Source organism: Trueperaceae bacterium, assembly GCA_031581195.1.
GTDB lineage: Bacteria > Deinococcota > Deinococci > Deinococcales > Trueperaceae > SLSQ01.
Genome location: JAVLCF010000039.1, coordinates 1 through 19,493, shown reverse-complemented (window position 1 = coordinate 19,493; position 19,493 = coordinate 1). Strand labels below are relative to the sequence as shown.

At 72.6% G+C, this 19,493-nt stretch carries 18 protein-coding genes; 9 read left to right on the top strand and 9 right to left on the bottom strand.

What is annotated here, in order from left to right:
- Positions 1-46: 46 nt before the first annotated feature.
- Positions 47-970, bottom strand: coding sequence for a cobalamin-dependent protein (locus tag RI554_05225; GenBank protein MDR9391413.1), 924 nt, complete (start codon positions 968-970; stop codon positions 47-49).
- A 237-nt stretch (positions 971-1,207) separates the two neighbouring features.
- Between RI554_05225 and rnhA the strand changes: the two genes are divergently transcribed.
- Positions 1,208-1,669: a ribonuclease HI gene (gene rnhA / locus RI554_05220; GenBank protein MDR9391412.1), complete on the top strand. Its 462-nt coding sequence runs from the start codon at positions 1,208-1,210 to the stop codon at positions 1,667-1,669.
- 8 nt (positions 1,670-1,677) lie between these two features.
- On the opposite strand, the gene RI554_05215 is transcribed toward rnhA, so the two are convergent.
- The 3 genes from RI554_05215 to RI554_05205 are packed head-to-tail and all read right to left on the bottom strand — an operon-like array spanning position 1,678 to position 3,673.
- Positions 1,678-2,796 (bottom strand): M20/M25/M40 family metallo-hydrolase, encoded by a 1,119-nt coding sequence (locus RI554_05215; GenBank protein MDR9391411.1) that lies wholly within the window; start codon positions 2,794-2,796, stop codon positions 1,678-1,680.
- A complete protein-coding gene (locus tag RI554_05210; GenBank protein ID MDR9391410.1) occupies positions 2,793-3,011 on the bottom strand; it encodes a hypothetical protein in 219 nt (72 codons plus the stop codon). The genes RI554_05215 and RI554_05210 overlap by 4 nt, the downstream gene beginning before the upstream one ends.
- Positions 3,008-3,673: a response regulator transcription factor gene (locus tag RI554_05205; GenBank protein MDR9391409.1), complete on the bottom strand. Its 666-nt coding sequence runs from the start codon at positions 3,671-3,673 to the stop codon at positions 3,008-3,010. The genes RI554_05210 and RI554_05205 overlap by 4 nt, the downstream gene beginning before the upstream one ends.
- A 99-nt stretch (positions 3,674-3,772) precedes the next feature.
- On the opposite strand from RI554_05205, the gene RI554_05200 reads away from it, so the two are divergent.
- A complete protein-coding gene (locus RI554_05200) occupies positions 3,773-4,342 on the top strand; it encodes a putative dsRNA-binding protein (protein ID MDR9391408.1) in 570 nt (189 codons plus the stop codon).
- Positions 4,343-4,382: 40 nt separating this feature from the next.
- Here the strand turns inward: RI554_05200 and RI554_05195 are convergent, their stop codons facing one another.
- A complete protein-coding gene (locus RI554_05195) occupies positions 4,383-4,694 on the bottom strand; it encodes a hypothetical protein (GenBank protein ID MDR9391407.1) in 312 nt (103 codons plus the stop codon).
- Between the two features lie 49 nt (positions 4,695-4,743).
- On the opposite strand from RI554_05195, the gene RI554_05190 reads away from it, so the two are divergent.
- Positions 4,744-6,609 (top strand): sodium:proton antiporter, encoded by a 1,866-nt coding sequence (locus tag RI554_05190; protein MDR9391406.1) that lies wholly within the window; start codon positions 4,744-4,746, stop codon positions 6,607-6,609.
- Between the two features lie 21 nt (positions 6,610-6,630).
- On the opposite strand, the gene RI554_05185 is transcribed toward RI554_05190, so the two are convergent.
- Positions 6,631-7,332, bottom strand: a complete 702-nt coding sequence (locus tag RI554_05185) for a Crp/Fnr family transcriptional regulator (GenBank protein ID MDR9391405.1) — start codon at positions 7,330-7,332, stop codon at positions 6,631-6,633.
- Between the two features lie 10 nt (positions 7,333-7,342).
- Positions 7,343-8,491, bottom strand: coding sequence for a thioredoxin domain-containing protein (locus tag RI554_05180; GenBank protein MDR9391404.1), 1,149 nt, complete (start codon positions 8,489-8,491; stop codon positions 7,343-7,345).
- Positions 8,492-8,650: 159 nt separating this feature from the next.
- Between RI554_05180 and pheA the strand changes: the two genes are divergently transcribed.
- The 3 genes from pheA to carB all read left to right on the top strand — a co-directional run bounded on the left by pheA (position 8,651) and on the right by carB (position 12,949).
- Positions 8,651-9,499 (top strand): prephenate dehydratase, encoded by an 849-nt coding sequence (gene pheA / locus RI554_05175; GenBank protein MDR9391403.1) that lies wholly within the window; start codon positions 8,651-8,653, stop codon positions 9,497-9,499.
- Positions 9,496-9,798: an RNA-binding S4 domain-containing protein gene (locus tag RI554_05170; GenBank protein ID MDR9391402.1), complete on the top strand. Its 303-nt coding sequence runs from the start codon at positions 9,496-9,498 to the stop codon at positions 9,796-9,798. The genes pheA and RI554_05170 overlap by 4 nt, the downstream gene beginning before the upstream one ends.
- 67 nt (positions 9,799-9,865) lie before the next feature.
- A complete protein-coding gene (gene carB / locus RI554_05165; GenBank protein ID MDR9391401.1) occupies positions 9,866-12,949 on the top strand; it encodes a carbamoyl-phosphate synthase large subunit in 3,084 nt (1,027 codons plus the stop codon).
- Here carB and RI554_05160 read toward each other — a convergent pair.
- The gene (locus tag RI554_05160; protein MDR9391400.1) at positions 12,911-14,209 is read right to left on the bottom strand and encodes a hypothetical protein; all 1,299 of its coding nucleotides are present in this window, start codon (positions 14,207-14,209) and stop codon (positions 12,911-12,913) included. The two genes, carB and RI554_05160, sit on opposite strands and share 39 nt — an antisense overlap.
- Positions 14,210-14,279: 70 nt before the next feature.
- Positions 14,280-16,799: a ribonuclease R gene (gene rnr / locus RI554_05155; GenBank protein MDR9391399.1), complete on the bottom strand. Its 2,520-nt coding sequence runs from the start codon at positions 16,797-16,799 to the stop codon at positions 14,280-14,282.
- A gap of 389 nt (positions 16,800-17,188) precedes the next feature.
- On the opposite strand from rnr, the gene RI554_05150 reads away from it, so the two are divergent.
- The 3 genes from RI554_05150 to RI554_05140 all read left to right on the top strand — a co-directional run.
- Positions 17,189-18,286: a hypothetical protein gene (locus RI554_05150; protein MDR9391398.1), complete on the top strand. Its 1,098-nt coding sequence runs from the start codon at positions 17,189-17,191 to the stop codon at positions 18,284-18,286.
- 177 nt (positions 18,287-18,463) lie between these two features.
- Positions 18,464-18,781 carry a divalent-cation tolerance protein CutA gene (gene cutA / locus RI554_05145; GenBank protein MDR9391397.1) on the top strand — a complete coding sequence of 106 codons (318 nt, stop codon included), beginning with the start codon at positions 18,464-18,466 and terminating at the stop codon, positions 18,779-18,781.
- Between the two features lie 82 nt (positions 18,782-18,863).
- Positions 18,864-19,493: ABC transporter permease (locus RI554_05140; protein MDR9391396.1), on the top strand; the 630-nt coding region annotated here is incomplete at its 3' end.

The window sequence follows — 19,493 nt, the reverse complement described above, 5'->3', positions numbered from 1 at the left end:
GGGCTGGGGGCGCGGTCGGGGGGGTGCGAGGGGGTCGGGCGTCGAGTCACGAGGCACGCTCCTGCGAGGGCTCGGAGGCGTCCGCGGACGCCGACCGGGGGGCGACGAGGTCGTCGAAGCGCGCGACGGCGTCGACGACGTTGCCGGAGAGGTAGGTCCCGCCGAGCGCGTCGGCGGCGTCGGGGTCGGCGTTGAAGGCCGCGCCGCCGTAGAAGACGGGCGTGGCGAGGCCGCGCAGCGCGTCGCTGCCCGCCTCGAGCGCGCGGATCGAGTCGCGGGTGGACGCGGACACCATGAGGGCGGTGGGGCCGTGCTCGCGGACGAGGGCGGCGAGGTCGTCGGTGGGGGTGTCCGGCCCGACGTAGATGACGCGGTAGCCGCTGCGGCGCAGCAGGACCGCGAGCATCAGCGCACCGAGCTCGTGGTGGTCGTGCGGGGCGCAGGCGATGACGACCTTGGGGTTGGCGTAGTGCGCACCGGTCAACGCCAGCAGGCCGCGGAGTTTGCCGTGGACGTAGTTGCTGGCGACGTGTTCGGTGGTGGTCGGAATCTCGCCCTCGTGCCAGCGCCGCCCGAGGTCGTTCATGGTGGGCGCGATCACGTCGACGAGGACGGTCTCGATGGGGTGCAGCGCGTACGCTTCGCCGAGCACGCGGTCCGCTCCGACCTCGTCGAGGTCGAGCAGGGCGTGGATCAGGTCGTCGCGCAGGGCGTCGGTGGGTCGGGCGCCGCCGCGGTCGGGGGTGGGGCGCTGCGCGAGCTCCGCCGCGCGGCTGGCGGGGACGCCGTCGTCGATGTGGTCCTTCATGACGGCGATGCCGCGCAGGTCGTCCTCGCTGTAGAGGCGGTAGCCCGACCCCGAGCGTTCGGGGCACGGGTAGCCGTAGCGGCGTTCCCACTGCCGGAGGGTCGCGGCGGGCACGCCCGTGCGGTCCTCGACTTCGTTGACGGTGAACTTGCCGTGTCCCATGGGGACCTCCGTCGGTGCGGGCGCGGGGGGCGGGGGGAGGGAGCTCGGAACGGCGATCCGTCCGGGCGGCGTGTTCACCCAATGTACGCCCCTTGTTCAAGCCTTGTCAAGGCTTGGTCCAGCCCGGGGCGCCCCGGCCCGGCCCGGACCCCGTCCCAACCCGGCACCCGCCGCCCGCACCCCGGCCCGCGCCGCCCGCCCCGGCGGACCGCCGCGCGGAACGGGTAGCCTCGCCTCATGCCGCGCAAGCACGTCACGATCTGGACCGACGGCTCCTGCGACACCGGGAGCGGGGACGGCGGGTGGGGCTACCGCCTCCGGTACGCCGACCACGTCCGCGAGGACGCCGCCTTCGAAGCGAACACCACCAACAACCGCATGGAGCTCACCGCCGCCGTCGAGGCGCTCTCCGCCCTCACCGAACCGTGCGACGTGACGCTCGTGACCGACTCGCAGTACCTCAAGAAGGCGTTCACCGACGGGTGGCTGGACACCTGGCAACGCAACGGCTGGACGACCTCCGCGAAGAAACCGGTGAAGAACCGCGACCTGTGGGAGGCGCTCCTGGAGCTGACCGCCCGGCACCACGTCGACTGGCGCTGGACCCGCGGGCACGACGGCCACGCCGAAAACGAACGGGTCGACCGGCTCGCCCTCCAGGCGCGCCGCGAACGGCTCGCCCGCCGCTCCGCCCGCTGACGCGTCGCTCAGGCGTCGCTCGCGATCCGCTCGAGCAACGCCTCGAGCGCCGCCAACCCCACCGCGAGCGACGCCGGGTCCGCCCACTCGCTCTCGCGGTGGGCGTCCCCCCCGCGGTACACGCCGACGCACAACGCCGGGATCCCCGCCGCCATCGCCGCGTTCGCGTCGGTGCTGCTCGCCCCGGTCCGCGCCTCCAGCCCCCGCTCGCGCAGCACGCGCAGGGCCAACGCCGCCCAGCGCCCATCGTCGCTCGCGCCCGCCGGACGGTCCCCGAGCGACGTCAACTCCAGCGCCACGTCGTGCCGCCGCGCCACGCTCCGCACCCGCTTCTCCACCTCCGCCCGCAGGCCGTGCAGGACCGCGTCCCCTTCACTGCGCACCTCGAACGTCGCCTCCGCGGTCTCCGCGATCGCGTTCACGCTCCGCCCCCCGACCACCTGCCCCACGTTCACGGTGCTGCGCGGCACGTCCGGCAGCGGCACCCGCGTGATCGCGTGCACCGCATCCCCGAGGGCGTGCACCGCGCTCGGGCTCGGAAAGTCGCCCCAGGCGTGCCCCCCCTTCGCCGTGAACGCCGCACGCGCCCGCCACGACCCCACGCCGGCATCCACGACCGACCCCAGGTGGCCGTCCACCGCGAGGAACAGGTCCAGATGCGCGCCCTCGTCCTCCACGAGGGCGCGCGCGCCCCGCAGGTTCCCGAGCCCCTCCTCCGCGACGGTGAACGCCAGCAGGAGCGGCGGGTGCATCGGCCCCTCCCGCCGCACGGACCGACCCGCCAGGTGCAGGAGCGCCGCGACGCTCGCGGCGTTGTCGCCGATCCCCGGCGCCGCCCAGGTCCCGTCGTCGCTCAATCGCACCGCGACGTCGACGTCCGCGGCGAACACCGTGTCGAGGTGCGCCACCAACGCCGTTCGCGGGCCCGTCGCCCCCCGCCCGGGGAGCTCCGCGAGGACGTTGCCGACCCGGTCGCGGCGCGGCGTCACCCCCAGCCGCCGCAAGGCCGCCTCGACCGCGTCGGCGCGCGCCCCCTCCGCCCCCGTCGGGGCGGGGATCTCGCACACCGTCCGCCACGTCGCGCGCAGCGCCGCCTCGTCCACCGGCGCCGGCCCCGTCCCGCTCACGAGGCGTCCTCGGGCCGCAGCGACGCCAACGCCGCCCACGGGTCGTCCGCGTCGGTCGCGCGCCACACGCAGAACGGCGCGGCGTCCTCGGGCACGACGCGGTGCGGGCACGTCGGGCACTCCGGGTAGGCCAACGCCAGGTACGCCAGCGACGCCTCGCTCGCCGGCCCCCGCCGCTCCCGACCGCAGCCGGCTCGGAAGCGGCGTTCGCTCACTCCGCGGAGTCCTGCAGCGTCGCGATGCCCTCCCGCAACGCGTACAACGCCGCCTGCGTCCGGTTGTTCAGGCGCAACTTGCTGAAGACCTCCGACAGGCGGTTGCGGACGGTCTTCTCGCTCACGTCGAGCGCCGTCGCGATCTCCTGATTCGTCGCCCCCTGCGCCAGGTGCCGCAGGATCTCCTCCTCGCGGTCGGTGAGTTCGCGCACCCGGTGTTCGGGATGCTCGGGCACCTCCTGCGCGGTGCGGAACTCCTCCAGGATGCTGGCCGCCAACTCCGCGTTCAGCAACGTCTCGCCGTCCGCCACGCGGCGAATGGCGTCCACCAGGTCCCCGCTGTCGGCGTCCTTCAGCATGTAGCCACGCGCCCCCGCCTTGATCGCCTCGAACACGTAGCGGTCCTGGCGGTACATCGTCAGGATGATGACGTGCACGTCCGGCGCCTCGGAGAGGATCTCCTTCGTCGCCGCCACCCCGTCGAGGTCCGGCATCTGGATGTCCATCAACACCACGTCCGGCAGCGTCTCCAGGGCGTAGCGGACCGCCTCCCGGCCGGTGGCGGCCTCGCCGATGATCCGGACGTCGTCTTCGGTCTCGAGAATGCTCCGCAGACCCTGCCGGAACATCGCGTGGTCGTCGCACAGCAGCAGGCGTGTCATGCCGCCATCCTAGCGCAAGCGGACCGTGCTACCGTGCGCCGCGGATGTCGGACGGCACGCGCCCCGCGGGTGCCGCACGACATGCACGAAGGAGTGTCCATGGCCCACCCGAAAGGCGTCCTCATCGAACGCCTCCAGAACGAGGGGCGTCAGCCCCGCTTCGTCACGAACGTCGACGGACCCGACCACGAACCCACCTTCCACGCCGAAGTCGTCGTCGACGACGACGTCCTCGGGCGCGGCGACGGGGGCACGAAACGCACCGCGGAGCGCCGCGCGGCCGAGGAGGCGCTCGCCGCCCTCGACGCGGCCGACGCCCCCGACGACGACGCGCCGGCGGCGCCCGCGAAGAAGGGTCGACGCCGCGGCAGCCGCGGCGGCAAACGCAACGGCCCCGCGCCCGACGCGACCCCCGACACGACCGCCGCTGCGCCCGCCGCAGTCGCGGCGGAGGCGGCGGTCGCCCCCGACGACGCACCCTTCGACGGTCCCTGGCCGGTGTTCGAAAGCGTCCTCGCCAGCAGCGTGCGCGTCGCGCACGAACGCGTCGCGGTCGGCCTGCATGGCGACGAAGCCCGCGAGGCGGTCGGGCGGTTCGCGCTGCAGCTCTACAAGGAGCTGCTGCTCGATCTCGGCGAGATCGCCTGGGACGACGAGGACGCCGACTGACCGACGCGCCTCACGCCGCGGTCGTCAGGCGCCGCCGTCCTCAGGTGCCGTCGTCCGCCTCGGCGCGGGTCCGCGCCCACCGCTCGATGCGGTTGAGGTCCGACGCGGCCTTCTCCTGCACCATCATGCGGCGCATGCGTTCGCCGCCCGGCATGTCGCCCCCTTGCGCCTCGACGAGCTCGACCATCTTCGCGCCGAAGGCGCGCAGCGGGACGGTCGCTTCGAGGTCGCCGGCGTTGTCGGCGGTCGGAGCTTCGAGGATCAACAGGTCCGGATCGAGACCGGCGCGGTCTTCGGGGATGCGCACGAGCACCTGCCCGTGATCGGTGGTGACGAGAAATCGGCGTTCCACGCCGAACGCTAGCACGGGGCTCGCTGGACGCACGTGGCATGATGACGCCATGGCCGGGCTCCTTTCGACCTCTCCGGGCCTCGCCATCGCGACCGTCGTCGCGCTCGGGGCCCTCGCACAGTGGTTCGCCTGGCGCGTGGGCCTGCCCGCGATCCTGCCGCTGCTCCTCGTCGGCTTCACCGTCGGCCCGCTCCTCGGCTGGGTGAACCCCACCGCGTTCATCGGCGACGACCTGCTGTTCCCCGCCGTCTCGCTCGCCGTCGGGCTGATCCTCTTCGAGGGCGGCCTGACGCTGAACCTCCGCGACCTGCGCGAGAGCCGCAGCATCGTGCTGCGGCTCGTCAGCGTCGGCGCGCTCGTCACGTGGGTCCTCGGTGCGTTCGCCGCCTGGTGGCTCGTCGACCTCCCCCCCTCCCTGGCGCTGTTGTTCGGGGCGTTGATCATCGTCACCGGCCCGACCGTCATCGGGCCGCTGCTCCGCACCGTCCGCCCGTCGGCCCGCGTCGCCAACGTCCTCAAGTGGGAGGGCGTCCTCATCGACGCGGTCGGCGCGATGGTCGCCGTCCTCGTCTTCGAGTTCCTCCTGATCGAAAACCGCGACCAGGCGCCGCTCCAGACCGCGCTGTTGTTCCTCCGCTTCGTCGCGGCGGGCACCGTCGTCGGGGTCGTCTCCGGCGCGGCGCTCGCGTGGCTGCTGCGCCGCCGCCTCGTGCCCGACTTCCTCACGAACCTCGTGGCGCTCGCCGCGGTCTTCACCGCCTTCGCCGTCGCCGGCGCCCTCGCCCCCGAAGCGGGCCTGCTCGCGACGATCCTGATGGGCATGGTGATCGCCAACCGCGGCGTCCCGAACATCCGCGACCTGCTCAGCTTCAAGGAGGACCTCACCGTCCTCTTCATCAGCCTCCTGTTCATCGTCCTCGCCGCCAACGTCGACCTCGCGTCGTTCCTCGACGCGCTCGGGCTCGGCAGCATGGCGTTGCTCCTCGCCGTGATCTTCGGGGTCCGCCCCGCCGCCATCTGGGCGTCGACCGTCGGCAGCCCCCTCGCCTGGAACGAAAAGGCGTTCCTCGCCTGGGTCGCGCCCCGCGGCATCGTCGCGGCCGCCGTGAGTTCCCTGTTCGCCTCGAAGCTCGTCGCGGCCGGCGTCGAGGGCGCCGACGCCCTCGTCCCCCTCGTGTTCCTCGTGATCGTCGGGACCGTCTCGCTCGCCAGCCTCACCGCGAAACCGTTCGCGACCGCGGTCGGCGTCGCGGAACCCGACCCGCAGGGCTTCCTGATCCTGGGCGCCAACCGCCTCGCGCGCACCATCGCCCGCGACCTGCACGAGCGACGCATCCCGGTCCTCCTGGCCGACACCAACTGGTCGAACGTCGCCGCCGCCCGCCTCGAGGGCCTCCCCGCCTACTACGGCAGTCTGCTGTCCGACCGCAGCGACGACGAGGTCCGCCTCTCCGGCATCGGGCGCCTGTTGGCCCTGACCAGCAACGACGAAGCGAACGCCCTCGCGGCCCTGAAGTACGCCCGCACCTTCGATTCGCAGCACGTCTTCCAGCTCGCCCCCTCCCGCAACGGCAGCACCCGCGAGGGGTTGTCCGACGACCAACGGGGCCGCCTCGCGTTCGGTCCCGACGTCGACTACGACCGCCTCGAAGCGCTCGTCGAGCGCGGCGCCACCCTCGAGGCGCGCCCCCTCCCCGAACGCCGCACCCCCAACCGCCTCGCGGCGCAGGGCGGCGACGGCGACGTGCCGCTGTTCCTCGTGCGCAACGGGGTCGTAACCGTCCTCTGCGACGTCACCACCGCGCCGCCCGAGGACGCCCAGCTGGTGTGGCTCACCGAGCCGTCCCCCCGCGAGGACGCGGTGGAGGACCCGTCGGACGGCGCCTCCGAGGGCGCCGCGGCCGACGCCGCATGACCGGACGCGAGCGACGGTCGCTCAGTCGTCGCCCGACGCGAGGTACGCGTCGAGCACCTCGCGGTCGACGACGATGGGGGTGCGCCGGCGCCGCACCGCCCCCACCTCCAGCAGGCGCGTCAGGCCGTGCGAGACGGTCTCGCGGGTCGCCCCGATCATCTTCGCCAGGTCCTGCTGGGTGAGCCCCAGGTCGATCTCGACGCCGCGCTCCACCTCCACGCCGAACTCGTGCGCGAGGCGCGCCAGCAGGTTCGCGAGGCGTTGGGGCGCCTCGAACGCCCCGACCTCCGCCTGCCACTGCTGCGCCTGCCACAGGCGCGTCGACATCACCTGGATGAACTTCAGCGCGATGTCCGGCTGCTCACGCAACAGCGTCTGGAAGTCGCTCTCCGGCATCACGATGAGGCGCGTGTCGCGCAACGCCTCCGCCTGGTTCGGGCGCCGCTCGCTCGGCAGCAACAACAACTCCCCGAAGACGTCGTACTGCCCCAACACCCCCAGGATCATCTCCTTGCCGTTCGGGAAGTACACCGACACCTTCACCATGCCTTCGCGCACGAAGTACAGCGCGTCGGCGGGGTCCTCCATGCGGTAGATCACGTCGCCCGCGGCGTACGAACGGTACGGCGTGATCTCCGCCAAGCGGCTCAGGTCCGCCTCCGACAGGTCCTCGAACAACGCGGTGTTCTTGAGGTGCCAGACGAGGCTCGGGTACTCGCTCATCGGCGCGAGTCTAGCGCGCGGCGTCCTCCTCGCGCACCTCCGCCACCGCCGTCGCCAGCCGCACGAGCCGGTCGTACCCCTCGACCGAAGCGACGTCGTTCAGGCGGTACCCGCCCACGAACACCGACGGCGTGCCCTGCAGACCCAGGTTCACGGCGCGGTCGGTGGCGTCGCGCACGACCTGCGTCGCGTCGCCTTCGTCCAAGCACGCCGCGACCGCCTGCTCCGCGTCGGACGCGCCTCCCGCCGCCTCGACCACGGCCGGCACCTCGGTCGTCAGGTCGACGAAGTACGGCTCGGGCTCCCCGAGCTGCGCCCAGGCGTCCAGCCGCTCGAAGATCGCGTCGTGGTACGGCCAGAAGGCGTCGCCGTACAGGTCGCGGACGCACTGCGCGGCGGCGGCGGCGGGCGTGGCGTTCGGGTGGATCGAGTTCAGCGGGAAGTGATGGAACGCGAAGTTCACGTCGCCGTCCGCCAGCACGCCGTCCTCGAGCATCGGCATCACCTGCTGCGCGTAGCGCTGGCAGAACGGGCACTGAAAGTCGCTGAACACCCGCACCGTGACCGGCGCGTCGGCGTTGCCGAGCGTCGCGACCGGCGTCCCGAACGCGTCGCTCGGCACCTGCGGACGCGACAACCGTAGCGTGCCGCTGGGCGCGTCCAGGCTCGCCCCGAACGCCACGTCGACCTCCATGCCGAGGTCGACGACGCCGACCCCGACCGGGCCCTGCCCGGCGAGGCCGGGCAGGTTCTCGTTCAGGTACGACGCGATCGGCTCGCGGATCGCGTCGCCGTACCCGCTCGCCACGGCGAACAGCTCCGCGGCGCGGGCGACGCCGTCGGCGTCGAAGGCGCCCTCCACCTCCACCGCCCGAAGCAACGACCCGGCGCGGTCGATGCGCAGGTCCAGGTCGCCGGCGACCCACGCGTCGCCCGCCGCGGAGGCGTCGGCGGCGGCGAGGAAGGCCTCGGCGTCGTCGCCGATCGCCTGCGCGGCGGCGGGCAGCGACGCCAGCGCGGCGGCGACGCCGAGCAACGCCGCGACCGCGACGCGGAGGACGTGACGCGGCGTCCGGAGGGCGGGGGCCGCCTCCAGGGCGACGGGCTTCGTGCGGGCGGCGTTCGTATGGGCGGCGTTCGTGCGGGCGGGATCGAACATGGGGCCTCCAGGGGGCGCGGCGAGCGCGCGGGGGAGCACGGGTGGGGCGGCGTACCTGCGCCCGTCATGGTGCCACGCCGCTGCGCCTGGGACCGTCGGCGCGGGTGCGGCCCGCCCCTGCAGGGCCCCGACGGCGCGACCGTGCTACCGTCTCCGGTCATGAGCACGACCCCCCGCATCGCCTTCCAGGGCGTCCGTGGCGCCTTCAGCGAACAGGCCGCCCTCGAGTGGGCCCCCGGCGCGGACGCCGTCGGGTTCGACACCTTCGAGGGCGCCTTCGACGCCACCGTGCGGGGCGACGCCGACCACGCGGTGTTGCCGGTCGAGAACAGCCTCGCCGGCTCGATCAACGCGACGTACGACCTGTTGACCGACTCGGTCCTGCACGTCGTCGGGGAACGGATCGTGCGGGTGCACCACAACCTCCTCGTCCGGCCCGGCACGCGCTTCGAGGACGTCGAGCGGGTGTACAGCCACCCGCAGGCCCTCGCGCAGTGCCAGGGGTACCTCCGCCGGCACCACTTCGAAGCGGTCACCGATTTCGACACCGCCGGCGCCGCGAAGCTGTTGTCGGAGAACGGCGACGCGTCGGGCCGCGCGCGCGCCGCGATCGCCAGTCGGGCCGCCGCGGACGCCTACGGCCTCGAGGTCCTCGACGCGCACGTCGAGGACCTGCCCTACAACTTCACGCGCTTCTTCGTGCTCGGTGCGGACGAAGCGCCGCGCGGCGAGGGGCCGCACAAGACCAGTCTGGTGCTCGCCACCAAGCACCGTCCGGGCGACCTCGTCGCGTGCCTCGAGGAGTTCCCGAAGCACGACGTGAACATGACGAAACTGGAGTCGCGTCCGCGGCGCGACAAGCCGTGGAGCTACCTGTTCTACGTCGACGTCGAGGGGCACGTCGGCGACGCGAACGTCGCGGCGGCCCTGACAGGGTTGATGCGCAAGGCGGCGTTCGTCAAGTACCTGGGCTCCTACCCCGCCGCCGAGCTCGTCGAGGTCGAATGACGCGCCCCCACGACGACGGCGACCGCGAAGCCCCACCCGGCGCGCCGCCGTCGGACACCCTGCCGTTGAGCGCGGCCCTGCAACTCGCCGGCTTCGCGGAGACCGGCGGCCAAGCGAAACGGATGATCCAAGCGGGCGACGTCCGCGTCAACGGTGAGGTGGAGACGCGCCGCAAGCGGCGGCTCGTGCCCGGGGACGCGATCGAGGTCGGGCACGAAGCGTTCGTCCTCGAGCTCGAGGACGCCCCCGACGACGAGGTCCCGACCGACGGCCCCGCCCCGACCGGCGACCCCACGTAAGGGCGTCCTGCACGCCGCGGCGCGGCGCGCGCCGCGTGCTATCCTCTCGCGACTGCGGGGGGTTCCCATGCCGAAGCGCGACGACCTTCACACCATCCTGATCCTGGGCAGCGGACCGATCCAAATCGGTCAGGCGGCGGAGTTCGACTACTCCGGGACGCAGGCCTGCAAGGCGCTGCGCGCCGCCGGCTACCGCGTCGTGCTCGTGAACAGCAACCCCGCGACGATCATGACCGACCCCGACGTCGCCGACCGGACGTACGTCGAGCCGCTCGACCCGGCGCACGTCGAAGCGATCCTCGAAGCGGAACGCCCCGACGCGCTCCTCCCGACGCTCGGCGGACAGACGGCGCTCAACCTCGCCAAGACCCTGTGGGAGACCGGCGTCCTGGAACGCCACGGGGTGGAGTTGATCGGCGCGAACTACGACGCGATCCACAAGGGCGAGGACCGCCGCGCCTTCCAGGAGGCGATGGCGCGCATCGGCATCGACACCCCCGCCGGGCGGATGGTGTCGACGCTCGACGAGGCGCTCGCGTTCGCCGCCGAGATCGGCTACCCCGCCATCATCCGCCCCTCCTACACGCTCGGGGGGAGCGGGGGCGGCGTCGCGCACGACGAGGCGGCGTTCCGCCGCATCGTGCGGCAGGGCCTGCACGACAGCCCCGTCCACACGGTCCTCGTCGAGGAGTCGGTCCTGGGGTGGAAGGAGTACGAGCTCGAGGTGATGCGCGACCACAACGACACGGTCGTCATCATCTGCAGCATCGAGAACCTCGACCCGATGGGGGTCCACACCGGCGACAGCCTCACCGTCGCGCCCGCCCAAACGCTGTCGGACAAGGAGTACCAGACGCTGCGCGACCACAGCATCGCGATCATTCGCGAGATCGGCGTCGATACCGGCGGCTCCAACATCCAGTTCGCCGTGGACCCCGCCACCGGCCGCGTCATCGTCATCGAGATGAACCCCCGCGTCTCGCGGTCGTCGGCGTTGGCGTCGAAGGCGACCGGCTACCCGATCGCGAAGATCGCGGCGCTGCTGGCGGTCGGCTACCACCTCGACGAACTCCCGAACGACATCACCGCGGAAACGAAGGCGGCGTTCGAGCCGTCGATCGACTACGTCGTGACGAAGATCCCCCGCTTCGCGTTCGAGAAGTTCCCGGGCGCCGCGACCGACCTGGGGACGCAGATGCGCAGCGTGGGCGAGGTCATGGCGATCGGGCGGACGTTCAAGGAGAGCCTCCAGAAGGCGCTCCGCTCGCTGGAGCTCGACGTGCGCTCGGCGCTGGAGGACGCCACCGACGCCGAGGTCGAGGCGCGGCTGGTGCCCGGCCCGACCCGCATCCTGGCGTTGCTCGAGGCGTTGCGGCGGGGCCGCACGCCGCACCAACTCCACGAGCGCACCGCGGTCGACCCGTGGTTCCTCGGGCAGCTCGCGGAGATCGTCGAAGCGGAAGCGGAACTCGCCTGCCTCGCCGCACCCACCGCGTGGCCGCTCGAGACGTGGCGGGAGGTCAAACGCTTCGGCTTCTCCGACGCGCACGTCGCGCGCCTCACCGGAAGCGACGAGGCCGCGATCCGCGCCGCGCGAATCGCGGCCGGAAGCGCGCCGGTCTTCAAGACGGTGGATACCTGCGCCGCGGAGTTCGAGGCGTACACGCCGTACCACTACGCCGCCTACGAACTCGAGGACGAGGTCGCGCCGTCCGACAAACCCAAGGTCGTGATCCTGGGCTCCGGCCCGAACCGCATCGGGCAGGGCGTGGAATTCGATTACGCCACCGTGCACGCCGTGTGGGCGCTTAAGGAGGTGGGCTTCGAGACGATCATGATCAACTCGAACCCGGAGACCGTCTCCACCGACTACGACACCGCCGACCGGCTGTACTTCGAACCGTTGACGTTCGAGGACGTCATGAACGTCGTCGACCGCGAGGCGCCCGAGGGTGTGATCGTGCAGTTGGGGGGCCAGACCCCCCTGAAGCTCGCCGGCCAACTCGAGGCGGCCGGCGTCCCGATCTGGGGGACGCCGGCCGCGGCGATCGACCGCGCGGAGGACCGCGACGGCTTCCTGGCGCTCTGCCGCGAGGTCGGGGTCGCCAACCCCGACGGTGGCGTGGCGACGACCCCCGACGCCGCCCGCGCCCTCGCGAACCGCGTGGGGTACCCGGTCATGGTGCGCCCCAGCTACGTGCTCGGGGGCCGCGCGATGCAGATCGTGCGTAGCGATTCGGAGCTCGCTGCGTACCTGGACGACGTCTACGCCCAGCTCGAGGGCACCCCCAGCATCCTCGTCGACGCCTTCCTCGAGGGGGCCACGGAGCTCGACGTCGACGCCCTCTCCGACGGCGACACGACGGTCGTGGCCGGCCTCATGGAGCACGTCGAGAGCGCCGGCGTGCACTCCGGCGACTCCGCCTGCATCGTGCCCCCCATCGGGCTCGACGACGCGGTCCTGGACGCCGTGCGCGACGCCGCGGTGCGGCTGACCGACGCGATCGGCGTGCGGGGCCTCATCAACCTGCAGTTCGTGGTGAAGGACGGCGACGTCTACGTCATCGAAGCGAACCCGCGCGCCAGCCGCACGGTGCCGTACCTCTCGAAGGCGATCGGGCACCCCCTCGCGAAGTACGCCGCGCTGATCTCCGCCGGGCGGACCCTTCGCGAGCTGGGCTTCACGTCGACCCCGACCCCGCCGCTCTACGCGGTGAAGGAGGTCGTGCTGCCGTTCCACAAGTTCGTCGGGGTCGCGCCGATCCTCGGGCCCGAAATGCGCTCGACCGGGGAAAGCATGGGGCTCGATGCGGACCCGTGGCGGGCCTACGAAAAAGCGCAACGTGGCGCCGGCCAGGTCCTCCCGCAGGCCGGCCGGGTGCAGCTGGTCGGCAACGGCCTGGACGAGGTCGGAGCCGCCCTCGAGACGCTCGGGTTCGACGTGACGCGCGGCCCGCTCGACCCGGGCGACGACGTTGCGACCGACCTGCTGATCGACGTCACGGGCGGGCCCGACCTGCGGCGCGCCCTCGAGGCGGGCGTCCCCTACGTCTCGACGCGGGAGGCGGCCCGCTGGACGGTCGAGGCGATCCGTGCGACGCGCGACGCGCCGCTACGCGTCGCCGCCCTCCAGGATCTCGGCGCGGCCTGACGCCTGGGCGTCCCCGCGGACCGCGACGCGGCGCGACCCCTCCGGGGGCGCCGCCCCCAGTCGGGCGGCGGCCTCCGCGACCTCGGGGAGAACCGCCCGCACGTCGGAGCGAAGACGCACCCGCCCGTCCTCGAGGCGCTCCACCGCGAACCACGGAGGACCGGCCAGACGCCCGAGGCCCTCGCGGACCGCGGCAACCGGGAGGCGCGCGTCCGCCCACGCGGCGGGATCGACGACCGCACCCACCGGCCGGGAGGCGACGCGGCGGACCACCTCCCAGAACCGCTCGCGTTCCGCGCGGCGGGCCGCCCTGCGCGCCTCGAGCCGCTCGAAGGCCGCACCGTGCACGCCGCCGGCCCCCAGCGCGACGGTGAGGTCGGCGAGGGTCATCTCCCCCTCCCGCGCCGCCTGCGCGAGACGGTCCAGCGCGTCGAGGGGCAGCAGGGCCGCGCCGGCGGAGCGGACGTACCGCGCGTAGGGCGCGAGGTCCTCCCACCCGCCGGCGAGGGCGAGCCGGCCCGCCGCCGCGGCGCGCGCCTCGTCGAGCAGGTCGTGCCACGCCGGTCCCGCTCCCGGCTCCACGACGCGGACGTACACCGGCGCGGGCCCGCCCTCGAACGGCATCGGGACGGTTGCCGCCGCACCCTGCGCCGCCGCACCCTGCGCCGTCGGGACCTCCACCCCGAACGCGGCGAGGGCGGCCCACGCCCGCGCCTGCGCCGGCGTCGCGGAGGACGGGTCGGCGGCGGCGGACGGGGCGGGGGTCGCGGTGGGCCGCGTGCCGGACGCCGCGGGCGCGTCGGAGGCCGAGCGCAGCGGGTCGGTGGCGCGCGGCGTCCCGACGCGGCCCCACCGCCCGGCGCGCCGTTCGAGCTCCGGTGCGTCGGCGAGGGCCGCCTCGAGCGGTGCGTCCGCCGGGAGGCCGTACGCGTCGCGCAACTCCTCGACGCTGTGCGGGGGTGCCCCCTCGATCAACGCCCGGACCGCGCGCCGCAACGCCCGTTCGCCGTGCGCGCCGCCCGCCCCGCTCCTCCGGACGGCCAGCGTGGCGGGCGCCTCGGCGGGGACGTGCAGGCGAAGTTCGTCGTTGACCATCGCGCCGTGCCGGGCCAGGAACGGCGCGAGGCCGTCGACGACGCCCCCCTCCACCCGGAGGGTCCACACGTCGCCGGTCGCGTCGTCGTGCACCTCGAGGGCGCCGTCGGGCACCACCGACCGCGCCCGGGCCGGAAGTCGGACCCGTCCCGTGCGGACGCACACCCGCGTCAGGGTCAGGCGGACCGGACCCGCGCCGGACCCGCGCTCGGGGCCGCGTCGCGGACCCGTCACGTCAGGACCCCCAGACGTCCTTGCGTCCGAACACCAACCGGCGGCGGCGCTTCGGGCGCGCGGCGGCGGCCGGTGCGGCCGCCGCTTCGTCGCGCGGTGCGCCCTTCGCCGCCCCCTTCGTGCGGCCCGTCGCCGCGGCCTTCGTGGCGTCCACGTCCTGGGTCTTGCCCGCGTCGGACGCCTTCGAGGCACCGGCCGCCTTCGTCCCCTTCTTCCGGGCCCCGCCGGCCGACGCGGCGCCGGCCTTGCCGTTCTTCGCCTTCGCCGCCGGACGGCCCTCGTCCCGCGCGAGGTTCGGGGCGTCCTCCGCCCCCCCGATCGGCGTCTTCACGGTCTTGGGGGCCTTGCTGCGCTTGACGACCTCGTCGCTCGACGCTTCGGGCATGTCGGCGCCCTTGGGGATCAGGTCGATCTGCCGGGCGGTGGGGTTCGCCTGGTAGATCGTGACGTCGATCCGGTCCCCCATGCGGTACTTCTTCTTCGACGACTTCCCCAGGAGCGTCAGGGAGTCCTCGAGGAAGACGTAGTAGTCGTCCCCGAGATGCGAGACGTGCAGGAGCCCCTCGACGCCGTTCGGGAGGCTGACGAACAGGCCGAACCCGGTGACGCCGTTGATCGTCGCGGAGAAGCTCTCCCCCAGGTGCTCGCGGGCCCACCGGGCGTGGTAGTACTTCGCCAGGTCGCGTTCCGCCTTCTCCGCCTGGCGTTCGCGTTCGCTCGTGTGCGTCGCGAGGTCCGGGAAGTCGCTCTTCATCCGCTCCTTCAGGGTCGGGCTGAGGCGATGCTGGAGCAGCGCGCGCACCGCGCGGTGCACGACGAGGTCGGGGTAGCGACGGATGGGGCTCGTGAAGTGCAGGTAGTTCTCGAACGCCAGCCCGAAGTGCCCCAGGTTCTCCGCGGCGTAGCGCGCCTGCTTGAGGCTGCGCAGCAACAACGTGTTCACCAACTGCGATTCCGGTTTGCCGGCCGCCGCCTTCAGGATCGCCTGCAGGTCCTTCGGGGTCGCCGCCTGCACGTCGAGTTCGTACCCGAGGCGCGCCAGCGCCTTCTGCAGGGCGTCGATCTTCGCTTCGCTGGGGTCCTCGTGCACGCGGTAGAGGGCCGGCACGTCCTTCTTCTCCAGCTCCGTCGCCACCATCCGGTTCGCGAGCAGCATCAGCTCCTCGACGAGGTTCCGCGCGGCGTTGCTGCGGATGGGGCGGAGCTCCATCTCGCCGTCGTCGCCGACGTCCACCTTCGCTTCGGTGAAGTCGAAATCGAGCGCGCCCGCCCCGAGCCGCGCCTCGCGCAACTTCGAGGACAGGCTCAACAGCACCTTCACGTCCCGCTCGAGCTTGCGTTTGCCCTGCGGGAGGCGGTCGCCGTCGGCGAACGCCTGCACCTGGTCGTACGTGAGGCGCGCGTCCGACTCGATGACGGTCTCCTTGAACTTGACCGCCTTCACCTCGCCGTCGCGCGTGAGGTCGACCAGGACCGACAACGCCAAGCGCGGTTCGCCCTCGACGAGGCTGCAGATGCCGTTGCTGAGCTCCTCGGGCAGCATCGGTAGGACCTTGCCGGGCAGGTAGGCGGTCGTGGCACGCTCCATCGCTTCGCGATCGAGGCTGGTGCCCTCCGCGACGTAGTAGGAGACGTCCGCAATGTGCACCCCGACCCGCACCAACCCGCGGTTGCCGGCCTTGCCGCCCTTCGTGTCCGGCAGCCGCTCGACGCTGAGCGCGTCGTCGAAATCCTTCGCGTCGGCGCCGTCGATCGTGAAGGTCGGCACCGACCGCAGGTCGGTGCGGCCCTCCATCATGTCGCCCGTCACGACATCCGGGACCGCCGCCGCCTCCGCCAACGTCGCTTCGTCGTAGGCGTCCTTGAGGTCGTAGTTGACGATCACGGCGCGCGTCTCGACCTCGGGGTCGTCCTGCTCCCCGAGCACCTCGACGACCTCGCCGAACGGATCGCGCTCCCCGCTCTCCTCCGGCCAAATGAGGCGCACCACGATGCGCATGCCCGCATCCAGGCGCCCCACGCTGTCCGGCGTCAACAGGATGCGTTCCTTGAGGCGCGGGCTGTCGGGCCGCAGGATCGCGTACCCACGGGCGTACTCGAGGGTGCCCACCAGACGCGTGTTGGCCCGCTCGGTGATGCGGACGATCTCCCCCGCCGGCTTCTCCTCGTCCGCCTTCTTCCCGCTGGGGCGCACCAGGACCCGGTCGCCGTCCCAGGCGTCCGCCAGCTTGTCGGCCGGGACGAACACGTCTTTGCCCTCCCCGGAATCGCGAATCACGAACCCGTACCCGCCGGCGGCGACCTGCAGGCGGCCCGGAATCAGGTTCATCTCCTGGGGCAGGCCGTAGGTTCGGCGTCGCGTGCGGACGAGGGTCCCGTCGCCGACGAGGTCGTCGAGCTGGCGTTTCAGGTCCGCCCGGTCCTCCACCCCCAGCGATTTCTGGACGTCTTGGACGTGCCAGGGGCGCTCGGGATGGTCGCGGAAAAACTGCAGAAGGTCGGACGTGCTGGCTTCGCTCACACGGGACGGTACCGCATTCCCGGCGCGCCCCGCGTGCCCCGCCGCGCAGGGCGACGTCCGCTACCGCCCCTCCACCGGCACGACCCCGAGGGGGCCTGCCCACCCGCACCGCCCGACGGTCCCGACCGGCATGCCCCCAACCGAGGCGGTGACACGCGTTTGAAACGACGCGATGGCACGGTTCGCGTATGCGTTCCGTCCTCGTTTCGAACCTCCGTGCCGTCCCCCGCCCCATGCTCCTTTAGCTGCGAGTCGCTACCCTTCGGCGCCTTGCACGTGCGGCGTTCGTGGTCGGCGGCGTGCTCGTCGCGCCGCTGGGCGTCGCGAGCTCGGCCACGTGGATTGGGGACGACGCGCCACCGACGGCGTATACCAGCACCGAGAGCTCGTTGAACCCCGAAGTGGCGGTGTGTGACGGGGTGTCCGAGCCGAACCTCTCCGGTGACGAACGGGGCTTCGTGGGCATCGACGTCAACGGCGACGCGAATACATGCCTCAACGTGGAAGAGAACGACTCGTCCGTTCACGACGTTCCGGGATACTACGGCTTCTACATTCTGCCCAGCACCAGGAGACCCGTCGACGCGGGGTCGACCGGGGACACGCTCGACAAAGGCGACAACGGCCCCTTCAACAACGGGAGCGTGGTTGAGTCCGGCGGGGGGTACGGATTCATCAGTTACCGCATCGACGACTCTTTCGATTTGTTCGTCAACGTTGGGTGCGTCGACCTTTTCGCGGACGTTCGGGTGTCGTCGAGCGACGCCAGCGGCACGACCGTCGGGGGTCCGATGCAAGTCGAGGTTCGCTTCAACCGCAAGACGGACTTCGCCCCCAACGACGACCTCACGATCAGCGACGAAAACGGCATCGTCGGCACCCTGGCGTGGTCCGCGTCGCTCGAGAGGAACGTCAACTCGAGCCCCCAGACGCTGGACGCCTGGCGATCCACGACCATCGAACCCGACGCGTCCGGCGACGTGACGTTCCAGCTCCCCCGAGCGGCCGTCACGGAAAGCGAGTGCTTCGCCGACGGTTCGAAGAACCCGGAGGACAGCGTCGCCCTCACCGTCGATCTCGCGCCGCGTGCCGTGGCGGGCGGGTTCGATGCCGTGGAGGGCGCGATCGAGGGTTCGTCGTCGTCGAGTGATGGGACGAATGGGTCGGTGACGGTGTCGGGCGGGTTCGACGTGCAGGTGAAGTTGGACCGCGTGGTGATGCCGTTGCAGGTCGAGGACTTCGCGTTCCGGCAGGGCGGCACTGCTGCACCTGACGTGGCGGAGGTCGTGAGCGTCACGCCGCAAGCCCCGAGCGACACGTTCACGGTGAACGTCGTCCCACTGCAGGAGGGAACGTTCGACCTGGTGCTGAACGAGGGGGGCGTCTACCGCAAGAAGAACACGGTGGCGGAGGCGGACACCACGTCTGCGTTGATGAACGCGTTGCAACTCTCGGTGACGGCGGAGAACCTTGCGCCGTCGTTGTGATCCACCCCCCTACACCAACCCCCACACCCCACCCCCACACCACGCGCCCCACCCATCCGCCGCCCCCACCCCCGGGGGCGGCGGACGACGAACGGCGTACGCGCCCTCCTGGTCACGCCCAGCCACGACGTCACGCGGCTCCATGCAGGTCGTGCGACCACCGCCTATCCTGTCGCCATGACCGACGTGCGCAGCGTGTACGTGACGATCGACACCCCCGAGAACGCCGCCACCCTCGCGCGGGCCCTCGTGGAGCGTGGGCTGATCGCCTGCGCCAACGTCCTCCCCCCCATGCGGTCGTTCTTCGCGTGGGACGGCGAGGTACGGGACGAACCCGAAGTCGCGATGATCCTCAAGACGCGCGAAGCCCGCCTCGACGAACTCGTCGAAGCCGTCGAGACGCTCCACCCGTACGACGTCCCGTGCGTCGTCGCGTGGCCCGTCGACGCCGGAGCGGAGGCGTACCTCGCGTGGGTCCGGGACGAGACCGCCTGACGTCGCGCCCGCCCTCGCCCCGGCGCCATCCCGAGGGCGCGCACGCCCCGGCGTCCGGCCGCCCGTGCGGTAGCGTGACGTCGTGAACGCCGCCCTTGCGACGCTCAAGCTCGCGTGGCGGTCGCTGTTCCGCCAGCGACTCCGGACCGCCCTCCTGATCGCCGTCGTGGCCTACGCCACGCTGTCGATCCTGTTCTTCTGGGGATTCACCGACGGGTTCCTGAACGCCATCTTCCAAGGTCAGGCGCGACTCGTCGCCGCCCCCGTCGCCATCACGACGGAGGCGTACCACGCCGACCCCGACCCGGAGCACGCCCTCGCGAACGTCGCGGCCCTCCACACCGCCGCGACGGCGGTGCCCGGCGTGCGCGCCGCCACCCCGCGGATGGACGTCCCCGCCCTCCTCCGGAGTCCCTACGCCCGGCGCGGCGCGACGCTGCGCGGCGTCGATCCGACGGGCGAAGCGCAGGTCAGCGACCTCCCGGGCGCCCTTCGCGACGGCCGCATGCTCGAGCGCCCCGGCGAACTCGTGCTGGGCATCGAGCTGGCGGATGCGCTCGACGTCCGCCTCGGCGAACGCGTCGCGGTGGACGTCGCCGCCGTCGGCGGGCCCACCGCGACCGGCCTCCGCCTCGTCGGTCTCGTCGACACCGGCATCGAAGCGGTCGACGCCGGCACCGCTCTCGCGCACCTCGACGACGCCCGCGCCCTC

Coding starts and splice junctions, on each gene's coding strand:
- RI554_05225 (MDR9391413.1), bottom strand. CDS start 970: ATGGGACACGGCAAGTTCACCGTCAACGAAGTCGAGGACCGCACGGGC.
- rnhA (MDR9391412.1), top strand. CDS start 1,208: ATGCCGCGCAAGCACGTCACGATCTGGACCGACGGCTCCTGCGACACC.
- RI554_05205 (MDR9391409.1), bottom strand. CDS start 3,673: ATGACACGCCTGCTGCTGTGCGACGACCACGCGATGTTCCGGCAGGGT.
- RI554_05200 (MDR9391408.1), top strand. CDS start 3,773: ATGGCCCACCCGAAAGGCGTCCTCATCGAACGCCTCCAGAACGAGGGG.
- RI554_05190 (MDR9391406.1), top strand. CDS start 4,744: ATGGCCGGGCTCCTTTCGACCTCTCCGGGCCTCGCCATCGCGACCGTC.
- RI554_05185 (MDR9391405.1), bottom strand. CDS start 7,332: ATGAGCGAGTACCCGAGCCTCGTCTGGCACCTCAAGAACACCGCGTTG.
- RI554_05180 (MDR9391404.1), bottom strand. CDS start 8,491: ATGTTCGATCCCGCCCGCACGAACGCCGCCCATACGAACGCCGCCCGC.
- pheA (MDR9391403.1), top strand. CDS start 8,651: ATGAGCACGACCCCCCGCATCGCCTTCCAGGGCGTCCGTGGCGCCTTC.
- RI554_05170 (MDR9391402.1), top strand. CDS start 9,496: ATGACGCGCCCCCACGACGACGGCGACCGCGAAGCCCCACCCGGCGCG.
- carB (MDR9391401.1), top strand. CDS start 9,866: ATGCCGAAGCGCGACGACCTTCACACCATCCTGATCCTGGGCAGCGGA.
- cutA (MDR9391397.1), top strand. CDS start 18,464: ATGACCGACGTGCGCAGCGTGTACGTGACGATCGACACCCCCGAGAAC.